Source organism: Pseudomonas fluorescens, from assembly GCF_003732425.1.
GTDB lineage: Bacteria > Pseudomonadota > Gammaproteobacteria > Pseudomonadales > Pseudomonadaceae > Aquipseudomonas > Aquipseudomonas fluorescens_BE.
This window is the reverse complement of sequence record NZ_MOBX01000003.1, coordinates 270,281-283,735: the sequence shown is the minus strand read 5'-3', so window position 1 is coordinate 283,735 and position 13,455 is coordinate 270,281. Positions and strand designations below refer to the sequence as shown.

The 13,455-nt window shown below is 56.2% G+C and carries 18 protein-coding genes and 1 tRNA gene; 9 read left to right on the top strand and 10 right to left on the bottom strand.

What is annotated here, in order from left to right:
• Positions 1 to 24 precede the first annotated feature (24 nt).
• Positions 25 to 894: an adenine nucleotide alpha hydrolase family protein gene (locus BK670_RS03995; protein ID WP_123448689.1), complete on the top strand. Its 870-nt coding sequence runs from the start codon at positions 25 to 27 to the stop codon at positions 892 to 894.
• Here BK670_RS03995 and BK670_RS03990 read toward each other — a convergent pair.
• Positions 891 to 1,634, bottom strand: coding sequence for an SLATT domain-containing protein (locus tag BK670_RS03990; RefSeq protein WP_259697523.1), 744 nt, complete (start codon positions 1,632 to 1,634; stop codon positions 891 to 893). The two genes, BK670_RS03995 and BK670_RS03990, sit on opposite strands and share 4 nt — an antisense overlap.
• A 126-nt stretch (positions 1,635 to 1,760) precedes the next feature.
• On the opposite strand from BK670_RS03990, the gene BK670_RS03985 reads away from it, so the two are divergent.
• The gene (locus BK670_RS03985) at positions 1,761 to 2,861 is read left to right on the top strand and encodes an HNH endonuclease (protein ID WP_123448688.1); all 1,101 of its coding nucleotides are present in this window, start codon (positions 1,761 to 1,763) and stop codon (positions 2,859 to 2,861) included.
• Positions 2,862 to 3,112: 251 nt separating this feature from the next.
• Here BK670_RS03985 and BK670_RS03980 read toward each other — a convergent pair whose 3' ends face one another.
• Positions 3,113 to 3,346: a hypothetical protein gene (locus BK670_RS03980; RefSeq protein ID WP_123448687.1), complete on the bottom strand. Its 234-nt coding sequence runs from the start codon at positions 3,344 to 3,346 to the stop codon at positions 3,113 to 3,115.
• Between the two features lie 86 nt (positions 3,347 to 3,432).
• Here BK670_RS03980 and BK670_RS03975 point away from each other — a divergent pair, with 86 nt between their 5' ends.
• Entirely contained in the window at positions 3,433 to 4,062 is a 630-nt protein-coding gene (locus BK670_RS03975) for a phiTE_072 family protein (RefSeq protein ID WP_123448686.1), read from the top strand.
• A gap of 13 nt (positions 4,063 to 4,075) precedes the next feature.
• Here the strand turns inward: BK670_RS03975 and BK670_RS03970 are convergent, their stop codons facing one another.
• A complete protein-coding gene (locus tag BK670_RS03970; RefSeq protein WP_123448685.1) occupies positions 4,076 to 4,468 on the bottom strand; it encodes a hypothetical protein in 393 nt (130 codons plus the stop codon).
• Between the two features lie 201 nt (positions 4,469 to 4,669).
• Between BK670_RS03970 and BK670_RS03965 the strand changes: the two genes are divergently transcribed.
• From BK670_RS03965 to BK670_RS03945, 6 genes are all read left to right on the top strand, one after another.
• A complete protein-coding gene (locus BK670_RS03965) occupies positions 4,670 to 5,041 on the top strand; it encodes a hypothetical protein (RefSeq protein WP_259697522.1) in 372 nt (123 codons plus the stop codon).
• 76 nt (positions 5,042 to 5,117) lie between these two features.
• A complete protein-coding gene (locus tag BK670_RS03960; RefSeq protein ID WP_123448684.1) occupies positions 5,118 to 5,684 on the top strand; it encodes a hypothetical protein in 567 nt (188 codons plus the stop codon).
• Positions 5,685 to 5,745: 61 nt separating this feature from the next.
• Positions 5,746 to 6,510, top strand: a complete 765-nt coding sequence (locus BK670_RS03955; protein ID WP_123448683.1) for a hypothetical protein — start codon at positions 5,746 to 5,748, stop codon at positions 6,508 to 6,510.
• A gap of 51 nt (positions 6,511 to 6,561) precedes the next feature.
• The gene (locus BK670_RS03950) at positions 6,562 to 6,945 is read left to right on the top strand and encodes a hypothetical protein (RefSeq protein WP_259697521.1); all 384 of its coding nucleotides are present in this window, start codon (positions 6,562 to 6,564) and stop codon (positions 6,943 to 6,945) included.
• A gap of 36 nt (positions 6,946 to 6,981) precedes the next feature.
• Positions 6,982 to 7,398 (top strand): hypothetical protein, encoded by a 417-nt coding sequence (locus tag BK670_RS29780; protein WP_252191777.1) that lies wholly within the window; start codon positions 6,982 to 6,984, stop codon positions 7,396 to 7,398.
• Positions 7,299 to 8,450: a tyrosine-type recombinase/integrase gene (locus BK670_RS03945; protein ID WP_259697530.1), complete on the top strand. Its 1,152-nt coding sequence runs from the start codon at positions 7,299 to 7,301 to the stop codon at positions 8,448 to 8,450. The genes BK670_RS29780 and BK670_RS03945 overlap by 100 nt, the downstream gene beginning before the upstream one ends.
• An 81-nt stretch (positions 8,451 to 8,531) precedes the next feature.
• Here the strand turns inward: BK670_RS03945 and BK670_RS03940 are convergent.
• The 7 genes from BK670_RS03940 to rpmI form a co-directional block, all read right to left on the bottom strand.
• Positions 8,532 to 8,608: transfer RNA gene (locus BK670_RS03940), tRNA-Pro, on the bottom strand.
• 88 nt (positions 8,609 to 8,696) lie between these two features.
• Positions 8,697 to 9,053 (bottom strand): MerR family transcriptional regulator, encoded by a 357-nt coding sequence (locus BK670_RS03935; protein WP_003179985.1) that lies wholly within the window; start codon positions 9,051 to 9,053, stop codon positions 8,697 to 8,699.
• Positions 9,034 to 9,336, bottom strand: a complete 303-nt coding sequence (ihfA, locus tag BK670_RS03930; RefSeq protein ID WP_002553164.1) for an integration host factor subunit alpha — start codon at positions 9,334 to 9,336, stop codon at positions 9,034 to 9,036. Before ihfA ends, BK670_RS03935 begins: the two co-directional genes overlap by 20 nt.
• A 3-nt stretch (positions 9,337 to 9,339) precedes the next feature.
• Positions 9,340 to 11,718 carry a phenylalanine--tRNA ligase subunit beta gene (gene pheT, locus BK670_RS03925; protein ID WP_123448681.1) on the bottom strand — a complete coding sequence of 793 codons (2,379 nt, stop codon included), beginning with the start codon at positions 11,716 to 11,718 and terminating at the stop codon, positions 9,340 to 9,342.
• A gap of 26 nt (positions 11,719 to 11,744) precedes the next feature.
• Entirely contained in the window at positions 11,745 to 12,761 is a 1,017-nt protein-coding gene (gene pheS, locus BK670_RS03920) for a phenylalanine--tRNA ligase subunit alpha (RefSeq protein WP_003226365.1), read from the bottom strand.
• Positions 12,762 to 12,870: 109 nt separating this feature from the next.
• Complete coding sequence (gene rplT / locus BK670_RS03915) at positions 12,871 to 13,227, bottom strand: 50S ribosomal protein L20 (protein ID WP_002553161.1); 357 nt, start codon at positions 13,225 to 13,227, stop codon at positions 12,871 to 12,873.
• A 28-nt stretch (positions 13,228 to 13,255) separates the two neighbouring features.
• Positions 13,256 to 13,450, bottom strand: coding sequence for a 50S ribosomal protein L35 (gene rpmI / locus BK670_RS03910; protein WP_002553160.1), 195 nt, complete (start codon positions 13,448 to 13,450; stop codon positions 13,256 to 13,258).
• Positions 13,451 to 13,455 lie beyond the last annotated feature (5 nt).

Sequence of the window (13,455 nt, the reverse complement as noted above, 5' to 3'; positions counted from 1 at the left end):
GGCAATCGGCTGTCTGGAGCAATTATGAATCCCTACCTGATCACCGGCCCTGCCCAGATCGGCATCAGTGGTGGCCGCACCAGCGGGCACATGGTCTACAAAATCCTCGAAGCACACGGCGGCACCCTCCCGCCTGATGTACACCTGTTCTTCCAGAACACCGGAAAAGAGCGCGAGGAAACGCTGCTCTTCATCGACCAGATCGCGAAGCGCTGGAACGTAAACATCGTCTGGATGGAATGGTGCCGCGTTTATGGCCAACCTGATGAAGCGCCTTGGTACAAGCTGGTGGACTTCGAAACAGCCAGCCGCAACGGCGAGCCATTCACTATGATGCTTGAGTATTACGCGGCGTATCGTAAGGCAGAAAAGAACCTGCCTCCGGTGCTGCCAAACTTCTCGAACAACATGTGCACCGCATACCTCAAGGTGAAGATCGGCGAGAAGCACATGCGTGCCCTTGGATACACCGAATGGGATTGCGTCGTCGGGATCCGCTACGACGAGCCGAAGCGTTACCACCGCATGATGGCCGCCAATGACCGTGGCGGCACCCGATGGGATAACGTATGCCCTTCCTATACCGCCGGAGTCACGAAAGGAGATGTTGCCGAATTCTGGGCAACGCAGCAATTCGACCTCGGCATGGACTCCGACTTCGGTAATTGCGACCTGTGCTGGAAGAAGAACGAAGGAAAGCTGATCAAGACCATCATGGATGACCCGTCGCGAGTGATCTGGTGGTCAGGTACTGAAGAGCGGTTCGGCCAGGTGTTCCGACAGGATCGAGCTGACTACAAGACGATGGGCTGGTCTGCCGAGCAGCGATCTCGGCAGACCGACTTCGATTTCGACTATCTCTCTGAAGACATCAACTGCTTCTGCGGCGACTAAATACCCGCGAGCGGCACGATCGGTGCCGGACTGAACCCTATCCAGACCCAATAAAGCGCTACTACAAGTACCGCAGCAACTACGGGGTAAGCCACAAAGTCCAACAAATACAGAAACCACACCTTCGCACTTGCGAGAAATTTCGGTAGGCCTTCGATAGGGTAATGCTCTGACATCTCCAGCTTTGCCCGCAAGTAGTCGCCTCTGAAATCATTGCTGGAGTGTGTCTCATACAGCTTCAAAACGTCGTGATACTCTTTCCAGCAAGAGTCATATGTATCTTTATCAAAAGCATCGTCATTTGCCTTGGGATGTGACTTTTGCTTCAGCTCGCCTAGCTTTGACGCGCAGGAGTACATTTTTTCTGAACGGCTGGAGAAATCGTTCTTCTCCATGAGAAGCGAGTACACCAATACCGCTATCGAAGCGAAGACCTGAAGCAGAACGACTTCTTTCTTTTTGATATTCACTCCCAGATCGTACGCCTGCATCAGGGACACAAGAATCAGCACCAGAGACAAAACTACAACGGTATAGGTAGACAGCTTCGCATGCAGCTTCAGCCTGCGTGCAGCGTGAAACCTCGTTTTTGACGTTGCATCCATTTTTTTGTATAGATTTTTAAAGCTATCCGACTGTGCCATTGCGTCCCCCCCTTCCCAGGTCCGCATCATATCCGCCAAGCCGCCTGACTCCCACCACTTACGGTTCGATTTACTCAGACGTCTTGGAGAAAGCATAGGTCCCACCTTTGGACATGCGCGCCGGTAGCAGCATCACGAATACCGTTCAGGGACTATTGCGCCAAACTGCTGGACGAGCGAGCATTCACTCCCTGATGATTTTGCAGCTCACAAGGAAGTCGATTGAAACTGCCATCCGTTAAAAGAGAAATACTGGAAAACGCCCTTAAGCAGTTCGATGAAGAGTTTCGGTACAAGCCTGAATGGAAAGACTGGATGAACAATCAAACGCACCTATATGCGATTAGTGCAAATGATCAACTCTATCCAGCGAAGAAGATTGTGTCCTTGGCTACCGGCATTCCAGTAGGCCTTTTCTCAGGTGGGCAGCCTACGAATGGCTACCTCAAGCGACGTGGCTTCACGATCGTAGCGATGCCGCGGTCGTTACCTCCGGAGCTTCGGTTCGTGGTAGGCCAGGTATATGACCGGCAAACAGAGATCCATCAACTGTTTGGCGGGAGCGCATATAGCGGAATTTCACCATCTACAAAATCACCTGCTATTTTTATCTTTTCAGGGGCTACAGGCGGGCAATACGGTTATGAAGATAAACATAGCAATGATGGCGTCTTCATCTACACCGGTGAGGGTCAAGTCGACGACATGACTCTCACCAAGGGCAATCTTGCAATTCTCGAGCATGTTAAACAGGGCAAAGCGCTGCATGTCTTCGAAATAATTGGCAACAAGCAGGGTCAAAAATACATTGGTGAATACACCTGTGCGAGTCACGAGTGGAGTCGGGGCCCGGACAAGTTTAACAAGGACAGGAAAATAGTAAGATTTAACCTCGTTCCCGTGGAGGTAGATTTCGACTCGCATACCTACGCAGAAGAAGACGACGCGCTGGGGCCAGCTATATCTCTTGCCGAGGCACGAAAGCTTGCTCTCGCTGCGGCGGAATCTGGTTCGGCAGGAGAGAAAGGATCGGCTCGAAGAACTGTTTATCGTCGCAGCAGACGTATTGCCGAATACGTTTTGAGAAGATCTGGTGGTAATTGCGAAAGCTGTGAAAATCCGGCCCCCTTCATGAAGACGAATGGATCACCCTATCTAGAGCCGCACCATGTCAATCGACTATCAGATGGCGGCCTAGATCACCCACGCTTCATAGGCGCCATTTGTCCTACCTGCCATCGAGAAATCCACCACGGCCTCAACGGAAAGGCGAAGAACGAAGCGCTGAAAGCTTACATAGCCAGTATCGAGCCCAAATCGTAATTTTTTGTTCTAGAAAAGTACTGCTAGCTGTACCTAACCTGGCGCGGTCGCTGAGTGCGCCGGCTCGGTGAGCAGATCTTGTAAAGCAATCAGTTGCGGGAGAATCAGCCACGGTGCCGACGTAAGCCTTTCACCAAGACCCAGCAGGTGCACATGTGCGGCAACAGCGTCAGCCCGCCACCGATGGCCGCACTGGCTCGAGCCAACGATCCGTGGCGTGTTGCTGAACGCCGAGCCGAAGCGGCCTGACTTCAAATCAAAGTTGCGGCCCTTTCCGAGCTGATCAATGGAATCGTGCCGCCCTTTCGCTGTGTTTCAAGCCAGAGCCTAGTGAATTCAATATTGAATTTCCAGTTGTGCTCTTTGAAAAGTGCTATGGCCGTGCCTGAGAGTTTGTACTCACCACACTTTGGGCAGGCGAGCTGCTTGTAGTCGCCCGCTGATGGAACTTCGCTCGACTCAGTTCCGCAGATAAAACATTCCATACCCACCTCCATTGGCTGATCGCTGAACTGTAGCTGATCCCTCACCACACTCCACCGCCCGGGCATGCCCCGGCATAGGACGCCCCATGCCCACAGAAAACAAACCGGCCGAGCAGCTGAAGGTTGAGCGCTCGACTGTGACCAAGCTGGTGATCATCGGCGCGCCGCGGCTTGACCCGATTACCGTATTCCTTGAGGACTTCGGCCGGCGCGACTGCCCGACTGAGTCAGATCCGAACTACCAGACCGCCCAGGGCAAGATCACCATCAACTGCTGGGACAAAAGCTGGAACGCCTACTGGGGAGGTATGGGCCCGCGCACGGTCGCGGAGTTTGTCGCCGACTGCGACTGGCATTACATCCTGAACTGCCTGGATCGCGGGATTAGCAGCACACGGTTCAGCGGGAACGCGCTTCACGCATTCGCGAGAAAGTGCATTGTCCAGCGCCGCCGGCAACAGACCGGCCGTCACGACTGGGAACTGGATGAGCTGAATAAGGGGGAAGCCCGCGACCTCTGGCACGACATCGATGTTCTGCGAAGCGTCGAGTCACCGAACGAATGCTGGCATCACAGCAAGTTGTTGACCGAGCTTTTCGGTGATGAATGGCACTACCCCGTCGGTGACAAGGCTTTCGAAGAAAACCACGAATTCACGTCCCTACAGCACATTGTCGAGACGGTTCAGGAAGCGCTGCGTCCGGAGCAGCAGTAAGTGGCTGCATCAATCATTTCTGATCTGAAGATCTGCCAATCTCCTCACGCGTAGGCATTGTCCAGTCCGAGGCTCTTTTTTCGTAGATTGATGGTTCTGGCTTTGGTGTTTCGTAACAGAAAGCTAAAAAATAGATAGCCAGTGACAACGCCGCAACGCCCGCACGCCCAAGGGGATCCGCGTCTTTGGAGAGACGTCCGCCAGGTGCAACGTGGATCGTCGCCCCCCGAATGTATGCAAACACTGCCTGACCGAAAAACAACTGCAAAATAAGCACTGTCCAAAAGCTCTTCCAGTCTCCTTCGAATCGAGCAAATACGTTTATAAGCGAGGCTGTCGACATCAACAGCAGTAACAACAGCTGATAGCGCCTCAAAAACTTCATAGTTCCGTTTTGCGACTTCAAAACGCTTTCTCCAATCAACGAACTTTTAACCTGGCGTAGAAAGGTATCGGCCAGAGTAAGCCGTTCCTAAATCGCGCTACTCCCTCCCCGCTCAAAGTCAGCCGCTATAGCGGCAAGGACGAAGTCATGCCTGAAGAAAAGAAGCCGGCTTGACCAGAGCACTACCGCTATATCGACACCATCGAGCCAGAAGGCCTTGAGGTGCACTGCATCACCTATCAGGTGATCGGTGAAACAGCGCAGTGCTACTACATCGGCGACAAGCACACCTGCGATCTTGTCAACGGCCCGCAATACAGTTGGACCGCAGACGCAGTGAAGAAGCGCCGCAAACGCGTCCTGAAGGAAGGCGGCACCTGGGGCCGTCGCTTCGCCTACACGGATAAGGCCTTGGCGCTTCGCTCGTACAAAGCGCGCAAGTCATGGCAGCTGCGTCATGCGCAATTGTCGATGGAACGAGCCCAGGCGGCCCTTGGATATTTCGGCAATCTCGAAGTTGAAAGCACGATCCCGGCCGGGGCCGTGACAATTCCGAGCGAATACATTCAAGGCCTGGGCTGGGGGGATTACTGATGCTCCTGACCTGCATCGCCGGCTGCACCCTCTTCTTCTGGCTTCCATTGGTACTGACCATAAAGGCGGTGATCGGATGATTATCGATGATGTGATGACGGACAAAATCACCCTGCACGGCCTTGGATTCGTGCAGGTTCAGCTGCAGGGCAATCAGCGCTTGCACGTTTGGCACCCTGAGCTGCCGCGCCGGGCATGCTTCGAACACTCGGCGATCCACGATCACCGCTTCAACTTCACCTCCCGCGTAATCGTCGGTACGCAGTTCAACCACGAGTTCGAACTGGTTTGCCATGACGCCGGCGAATTCATGCTGTACCTGCACGAAGGCGCTCGGACAGCGGGCGGCGGCCGACCATGGACACCGGATGGTCGTGCAGACCTGGTGCATGTCGGAACGATCGGGATTCCAGCCGGCAACGACTACAACACCCAGGCATACGCATATCACCGCACTGAACCGGGCGGCGATGGCCGAGTGGCGACAATAATGGCCAAGCGCGACGAGTACCCAGCGGGCGCCCATTCAACCTGCCGGGTTGGCGTCGAGCCTGACACGGACTTCGACCGGTTCCAGTGGTCGCCAGCCCAACTCTGGGAGGTCGTCAGCGATGTGCTGCTTGGCCAGAAGGTGGCGGCATGATCCTCTTCCCAATAGCCGCCCCGCTCTACATGGCCTACCTCATCTACAAGGGGCCGTGGCGATGAACAACAGGATTGTCTGTCAGTTCAGTTGCGGTGCTGCCTCGGCGGTGGCCACCAAGCTGGCCCTGGCCGAATACGGCGCCACTCACGACGTGCAAATCGTCAATGCATTCCTGGCAAATGAGCATCCCGACAACCGCCGCTTCGCCCTGGACTGCGAAGCGTGGTTCGGCCGCCAGGTGACTGTGCTGCGGGATGAGAAATACGGCGCTGACGCTCAGGAGGTGTTCCGGCGCGAGCGGTACATGAAGAACCAATACGGCGCGCCATGCACCAAGCTGCTCAAGCGCAGGCTGCTCGACACCTGGAAGCAGCTAGGTGACGTAATGGTGTTCGGCTATACCGCCGAAGAGGCTGATCGCCTGGCTGACTTCCGCGAGCGCAACCCTGATCGGCCGGTTATTGCACCGCTGATTGATCGCGGCCTGGGCAAGGAAGACTGCAAGGCAATGATCGAGCGCGCCGGTATTGAGCTGCCGCTGATGTACCGCATGGGCTACGACAACGCCAACTGCATCGGCTGCGTGAAGGGTGGCGAAGGTTATTTCCGTGCTATTCGGGAAGATTTTCCGGAGCAATTTGAGGGGCTGTGCCTGATCCAAGACGACTTGGGCGAAGGCTCCTACCTTTTCCGCAACCGAACAACCAACGTGCGGTTTTCCCTTCGCGACCTCGGCGAAGGCCCAGTGCGGCGAAACGAGAAGATCCCGTCCTGCTCGTTTTTTTGCGAGATGGCCGAAGCCGACATCGCAAACAACTCGTAACCCCTCCCCCAACTCAACAGCCTGCCGGTGTACGGCGGGCGAGGAATTCGTATGCCTGAACTCAAATGCGAATACGGCCACACCATGCGCGTCGGAACTGATGAATGGATCAACCAGTTATCGCTGGACCAGCTTAGGTACGCCCGCCAGCAAATGGCGGACAAGATCGATAAAGCCGAACAAGGCCCGCGGCGCACGGTATGGCTGGTAGATGACGGAATCACCATTGATGGCTTCTACCGCGAGGAAGCATTCGCTGATGCCGCAGACCATCTGCTCCGGATCTACAAAGACACGTTCGTGAAAGAGGCCAAGCAGTTCAGCGGCGCGCCTGGATCTGTCCACGACTTCAAACAATCCATCCCGCACATCGAACCGCGGCGCGTGACTCAGCACGAATACGACACCGAGTGGTTCCCAGCCAATCCCGAATAACCACCTTCTGCCGCCACGCGCGGCATGGAGCATCACATGTCAAATCGCAGCGCGGCCCAGGTCGCGCCCATCCTCCCGCGCTTCATTCGCGCCGGGGAGGCATACGGCTACCTCGGCATGTGCCGGGATGAATTCAACAAAACGGTGCGTCCGAATGTACGCGAGTTCCCGATCGGGAAACAGGGCGTGGGTTTCGACCGGCTCGAGCTGGATGAGTGGGCCGACCGCTACATCGAGTCGATGGCAATTGAAAAGGCCGCCAATCAGGACAACAATCGCCCTCGCAGCGAGCGCCAGGGTAAGAAGAAAGGAGCAACGCCGTGGCCCAAAAAGCAATCACCGGCCTCCAGCAAATGCCGAACGGCATCTGGAAGATCGACAAAAAGTACAGAGGAGAACGAATTCAAGAGAGTACTGGCACTTGTAACCGCGCCGAAGCAGAGCAGTACCTGATTCACAAGCTGGAGCAGTTGCGCCAGCAGAAGGTGTACGGCGTCCGGCGGGTCAGGACGTGGCGGGAGGCGGCAACTCGCTTCCTGCTGGAAGTGAAGGATCAGGCTTCAATTCACATCTCGGCCACCTATATGGAACAGCTCGACCCATTCATTGGCGATATGCCGCTGACCCACATCGACGACGATGCCCTCGCGCCTTACATCCAGTCGAAGCTGAATCCAGCGGTAGGGAAGCCGGTCACGAACCGGACAGTGAATATCGCGCTTCAACGGGTCATCCGCGTGTTGAACCTTTGCGCGCGAAAGTGGCGTGACGAGGAGCGACGGCCGCTGCTGGACGTGGTGCCGATGATTTCCCTGCTGGACGAGAAGACGAACAGCCGAAAGCCCTACCCGCTTTCATGGGAAGAGCAGTCGATCCTGTTCGCCGAACTCCCGGCGCACCTCCAGACCATGGCCATGTTCAAGGTCAATACAGGTTGCAGGGAGCAGGAAGTTTGCAAACTTCAGTGGAATTGGGAGATTGCGGTACCGGAACTGGGAACGAGCGTGTTCCTGATACCTGCGGGATTTGGGGGTAGAAGCGTCAGGTCTGGCGTGAAGAACCGAGACGAGCGTCTGGTCGTGATGAATGACGTTGCCAAGTCAGTGATCGAGAAGCAGCGCGGCAAGCATCCGCTCTACGTGTTCCCGTTTGGCAAGCCAGATGGTGATGGGAATGAAACGACGGTTCACCGCATGAATGACTCGGCTTGGAAGAAGGCGCGGATCCGAGCGGCGAAGAAGTGGCAGGAGAAATTCTTGCGGCCGGCACATGACGGCTTTGCCAGAATCCGAATTCACGACTTGAAGCACACCTTTGGGAGAAGGCTGCGTGCTGCTGGCGTGACGGAGGAGGATCGCAAAGCGCTGCTCGGCCACAAGAACGGGAGCATCACCAGCCACTACTCGGCGGCGGAATTGGATCAGCTCATTGCGGCGGCAAATAAGGTATCAGCAACCGACTCACGCGCACCAGCGTTGACGATTTTGAAAAGGAGGGAGGCATGAGGAAAAGGCCAGGGTCACTTGAAAAGTCACTATGGCAAAAACAACAAAGCCGCTCGAAAGCGGCTAAGTCATTGAAAAATATGGTCGGGACGGAGTGATTCGAACACTCGACCCCTAGCACCCCATGCTAGTGCGCTACCGGACTGCGCTACGCCCCGACTGGTTTTGCAACCGTTCTTCACCTCGAAGAACGCTCAAGAATATAGCGCAAGCGTTTGAAAACTGGAAGTATTCAAACGCTGCTTTTTATTTCTTGAGAACCACCAGCACATCTTCCAACTCGGCAATCATCTGCCGAATCATCTGCTTGTACTGAGTCGTGTCGTCTTTGGCTTCGTCGCCGGACAAACGCAAGCGCGCGCCGCCGATGGTGAAACCTTGATCATAAAGGAGCGCGCGGATCTGCCGGATCATCAGCACATCCTGGCGCTGATAATACCGGCGGTTTCCGCGACGTTTGACGGGGTTGAGTTGAGGAAACTCCTGCTCCCAGTAGCGCAGCACGTGTGGCTTTACGGCACACAGCTCGCTGACTTCACCAATGGTGAAGTAGCGTTTGCCCGGGATGACGGGTAGTTCGTCGTTATGACTTGGTTCCAGCATAAGCCTCAACTCGGGCCTTCAACTTCTGCCCTGGACGAAAGGTGACCACACGGCGAGCCGTGATCGGGATTTCTTCCCCCGTTTTCGGGTTGCGGCCAGGCCGCTGGCGTTTGTCCCGAAGGTCGAAATTGCCGAAACCGGACAATTTGACCTGCTCGTTGTCTTCAAGAGCGTGCCTGATTTCCTCGAAAAACAGTTCTACCAATTCCTTGGCTTCCCGCTTGTTCAGGCCCAGCTCTTCATACAGACGTTCCGCCATCTCAGCTTTCGTCAAAGCCCCCATACGTCACTTCCTTAACGTGGCGTTCAACCTTCTTTCGAGCGAGGTGAGGATATTTTGCGTCGTCGAATTCACCTCATCGTCATTAAGAGTGCGCGATGGATGCTGCCAGGTCAAGCCAACTGCAAGGCTTTTTCTATCAGGATCAATACCTTTACCCTGATACACGTCAAACAGCCTGAGATCTGTGAGCCATTCGCCTGCATTTTCACGGATTACGTCCAGTACGGCCGCAGATGCGACGTCTTTGTGCGCAATCAGTGCAAGGTCACGACGCACTTCAGGAAAGCGCGACAACTCATGGAATTTCGGCATTTTACCGAGCGCCACTTCCGCCAGAACCAGCTCGAAAACGAAGACCGGACGATCCAGACCCAGCGCTTTCGACAGTTCAGGGTGAATGGCGCCGATGAAACCGACTTCACGCCCTTCACGCTCGATGCGCGCGGTTTGACCCGGGTGCAACGCCGGGTGTTTACCCGGAGCGAAGGTGAATGAATCCAGAGCACCGGCAAAACCCAGTACTGCTTCCACGTCGGCTTTGACGTCGAAGAAATCGACCGTGTCGCGACCTTGCGCCCAGCCTTCCGGCAGGCGGCTACCGCAAACCACGCCAGACAACATCGGCTCTTGCTTCAGTCCTTCGAGCTGACCAACGAAGCGCAGACCGCTTTCGAACAGACGCACGCGATCTTGCTGACGGTTGAGGTTGTGCTGCAACGCCTTGACCAGGCCCGGCCACAACGACGAGCGCATGGCAGCCATGTCATTGGAGATCGGATTGGCCAGCAACAGCGGCTCGACGCCCGGGTTGAACAGTTCGAACTGACGCGGATCGATGAAGCTGTAAGTGATCGCTTCCTGATAACCACGCGCCACCAGCAGACGGCGCAGCTCCGGCAAGTCACTACGCGCTTCAGCCTTGGCTTGCGGCGCCAGACGTGCCTGCGGGTAACGAACCGGCAGGCGGTTGTAGCCGTACAGACGAGCCAATTCTTCGATCAGGTCGACTTCCAGACTGATGTCGAAGCGATGACTTGGCACTTCTACGCGCCATTGGCCTTCACCGTCGGCAGTAATGCCGAGACCCAGACCACCGAGCAAGCGCTCGACCTGGACCGAATCCATTTCCATACCGAGCATCTGGGTGATGCGCTGGGAACGCAGGGTGATCGGTGCGATCGACGGCAAGTGCTGTTCGCTGACGGTCTCGATGATCGGGCCGGCTTCGCCGCCAGTGATGTCCAGCAGCAGGCCAGTGGCGCGCTCCATGGCTTCACGGGCCAGTTGCCAGTCGACACCACGCTCATAGCGGTGCGAAGCGTCGGTGTGCAGACCGTAGGAACGCGCTTTGCCCGCGACAGCGATCTGGTCGAAGAAAGCACTTTCCAGGAAGACGTCGCGAGTGGTTGCAGACACACCGCTATGCTCACCGCCCATGACACCGGCAATCGCCAGTGCGCGGGTGTGGTCAGCGATCACCAGCGTATCACTACGCAGACTGACTTCCTGACCGTCGAGCAGCACCAGCTTCTCGCCCTCTTCCGCCATGCGCACACGGATGCCGCCATTGATTTCGGCGAGATCGAAGGCGTGCAGCGGCTGGCCCAGTTCGAGCATCACGTAGTTGGTGATGTCGACGGCAGCGTCGATGCTGCGCACGTCGGCGCGACGCAGACGTTCCACCATCCACAACGGCGTTGGCTTGGACAGGTCAACGTTACGGATAACGCGGCCCAGGTAACGCGGGCATGCCGCAGGGGCTAGCACTTCTACCGAACGCACTTCGTCGTGCACGGCAGGAATGGCCATGACCACCGGACGGGTGACCGGCGCGGCATACAGCGCGCCGACTTCACGGGCCAGACCGGCCAGCGACAGGCAGTCACCACGGTTCGGGGTCAGGTCGACCTCGATGCTGGCGTCTTCCAGATCCAGATACACACGGAAATCTTCGCCCACCGGCGCATCGGCCGGCAGCTCCATCAAACCGTCGTTGCCTTCACCGACCTGCAGCTCGGCTTGCGAGCAGAGCATGCCGTTGGACTCAACGCCACGCAGCTTGGCTTTCTTGATCTTGAAGTCGCCCGGCAACTCAGCGCCGATCATGGCGAACGGAATCTTCAGGCCCGGACGCACGTTTGGCGCACCGCACACGACCTGGAAAGTTTCCGCGCCATTGCTGACCTGGCACACGCGCAACTTGTCGGCATCAGGGTGTTGCTCGGTGCTCAGCACCTCGCCCACCACCACGCCACTGAATACACCGGCGGCCGGGGTCACGCTATCGACCTCAAGGCCCGCCATCGACAGACGAGCAACCAGCTCGTCGCGATTTACCTGCGGGCTAACCCAGCCACGCAGCCATTGTTCACTGAATTTCATCCTGCTCTCCTAAGAATTCGTTACGACTAGCGAAATTGCGCGAGGAACCGCAAGTCGTTGTCGAAGAACAGACGCAAGTCGTTCACGCCGTAACGGAGCATGGCCAGACGCTCGACACCCATGCCGAAAGCAAAACCGGAGAATTCTTCCGGATCAATGCCGGACATGCGCAGCACGTTCGGGTGAACCATGCCGCAGCCCATTACTTCCAGCCAGCCAGTCTGCTTGCAGACGCGGCAGCCTTTACCGCTGCACATCACGCATTCCATGTCGACTTCGGCGGATGGCTCGGTGAACGGGAAGTACGAAGGACGGAAACGTACTGCCAACTCTTTTTCGAAGAACACCCGCAGGAATTCTTCGATGGTGCCTTTGAGATCGGCAAAATTGATGTCGCGATCAACCAGCAGGCCTTCAACCTGGTGGAACATCGGCGAGTGGGTAATATCGGAGTCGCTGCGATACACGCGGCCTGGGCAGACGATGCGGATCGGCGGCTGTTTCGATTCCATGGTGCGGACCTGTACCGGCGAGGTATGGGTGCGCAGCAGCATGTTGGCATTGAAGTAGAAGGTGTCATGCATCGACCGGGCCGGGTGATGGCCTGGGATGTTGAGCGCTTCAAAGTTGTGATAGTCGTCTTCGACCTCAGGGCCTTCGGCAATGCCGTAGCCGATGCGGGTGAAGAACTGTTCAACACGTTCCAGAGTCCGGGTCACCGGATGCAGACCACCGGAGGTCTGGCCACGGCCCGGCAACGTCACGTCAATGGATTCGGCGGACAGTTTGGCAGCCAGTTCGGCTTCTTCAAACAGAGCCATGCGCGCATTGAGAACGCCTGTAACACGTTCCTTGGCAACGTTGATCAGCGCACCGACTTGCGGACGCTCTTCTGCCGGCAAATTCCCCAGGGTCTTCATCACCTGAGTCAATTCACCCTTTTTGCCAAGGTATTGAACCCGGATTTGCTCCAGGGCATTGATATCTTCAGCGCTTTGCACAGCCTCTAGTGCTTGAGAGACCAGCGCATCCAGGTTTTCCATGTACAGACTCCAGATACAAAATAGGGGAAGAGCTTGAAGGCTCTTCCCCTATTTATGACGTTTAACACCTGGCCCCACAGAGGTGAGGCCGGGTGACTGTCGGGGGTACTTAAGCCAAGGTGGCTTTAGCTTTCTCGACAATCGCAGCAAACGCCGCTTTTTCGTTCACTGCCAGATCAGCCAGAACCTTACGGTCGATCTCGATGGACGCTTTTTTCAGGCCAGCGATGAAACGGCTGTAGGACAGACCGTTAACACGAGCACCAGCGTTGATACGAGCGATCCACAGAGCGCGGAACTGACGTTTTTTCTGACGACGGTCACGGTAGGCGTATTGGCCTGCCTTGATTACCGCTTGCTTGGCAACACGGAATACGCGGGAGCGTGCGCCGTAGTAGCCTTTAGCAAGTTTCAGAATTTTTTTGTGACGCTTACGGGCAATGACGCCACGCTTTACACGAGCCATGAGTTACTTCCTCTATTCTTGACTAAAATTAACGAAGGCGCAGCATGCGCTCGACTTTTGCCACGTCAGACGGATGCAGCAAGCTGCTACCGCGCAGTTGACGCTTACGCTTGGTCGACATTTTAGTCAGGATGTGGCTCTTGAAAGCGTGCTTGTGCTTGATACCGTTAGCAGTTTTCAGAAACCGCTTAGCAGCACCACTTTTGGTTTTCATTTTTGGCATGTTCG

What these genes read in the sequence shown, in the direction of transcription:
- BK670_RS03995 (WP_123448689.1), top strand. Translation starts at nt 25, where the DNA reads ATGAATCCCTACCTGATCACCGGCCCTGCCCAGATCGGCATCAGTGGT.
- BK670_RS03990 (WP_259697523.1), bottom strand. Translation starts at nt 1,634, where the DNA reads ATGCTTTCTCCAAGACGTCTGAGTAAATCGAACCGTAAGTGGTGGGAG.
- BK670_RS03980 (WP_123448687.1), bottom strand. Translation starts at nt 3,346, where the DNA reads ATGGAATGTTTTATCTGCGGAACTGAGTCGAGCGAAGTTCCATCAGCG.
- BK670_RS03975 (WP_123448686.1), top strand. Translation starts at nt 3,433, where the DNA reads ATGCCCACAGAAAACAAACCGGCCGAGCAGCTGAAGGTTGAGCGCTCG.
- BK670_RS03960 (WP_123448684.1), top strand. Translation starts at nt 5,118, where the DNA reads ATGATTATCGATGATGTGATGACGGACAAAATCACCCTGCACGGCCTT.
- BK670_RS03955 (WP_123448683.1), top strand. Translation starts at nt 5,746, where the DNA reads ATGAACAACAGGATTGTCTGTCAGTTCAGTTGCGGTGCTGCCTCGGCG.
- BK670_RS03950 (WP_259697521.1), top strand. Translation starts at nt 6,562, where the DNA reads ATGCCTGAACTCAAATGCGAATACGGCCACACCATGCGCGTCGGAACT.
- BK670_RS29780 (WP_252191777.1), top strand. Translation starts at nt 6,982, where the DNA reads ATGTCAAATCGCAGCGCGGCCCAGGTCGCGCCCATCCTCCCGCGCTTC.
- BK670_RS03945 (WP_259697530.1), top strand. Translation starts at nt 7,299, where the DNA reads ATGCCGAACGGCATCTGGAAGATCGACAAAAAGTACAGAGGAGAACGA.
- BK670_RS03935 (WP_003179985.1), bottom strand. Translation starts at nt 9,053, where the DNA reads ATGCTGGAACCAAGTCATAACGACGAACTACCCGTCATCCCGGGCAAA.
- ihfA (WP_002553164.1), bottom strand. Translation starts at nt 9,336, where the DNA reads ATGGGGGCTTTGACGAAAGCTGAGATGGCGGAACGTCTGTATGAAGAG.
- pheT (WP_123448681.1), bottom strand. Translation starts at nt 11,718, where the DNA reads ATGAAATTCAGTGAACAATGGCTGCGTGGCTGGGTTAGCCCGCAGGTA.
- pheS (WP_003226365.1), bottom strand. Translation starts at nt 12,761, where the DNA reads ATGGAAAACCTGGATGCGCTGGTCTCTCAAGCACTAGAGGCTGTGCAA.
- rplT (WP_002553161.1), bottom strand. Translation starts at nt 13,227, where the DNA reads ATGGCTCGTGTAAAGCGTGGCGTCATTGCCCGTAAGCGTCACAAAAAA.
- rpmI (WP_002553160.1), bottom strand. Translation starts at nt 13,450, where the DNA reads ATGCCAAAAATGAAAACCAAAAGTGGTGCTGCTAAGCGGTTTCTGAAA.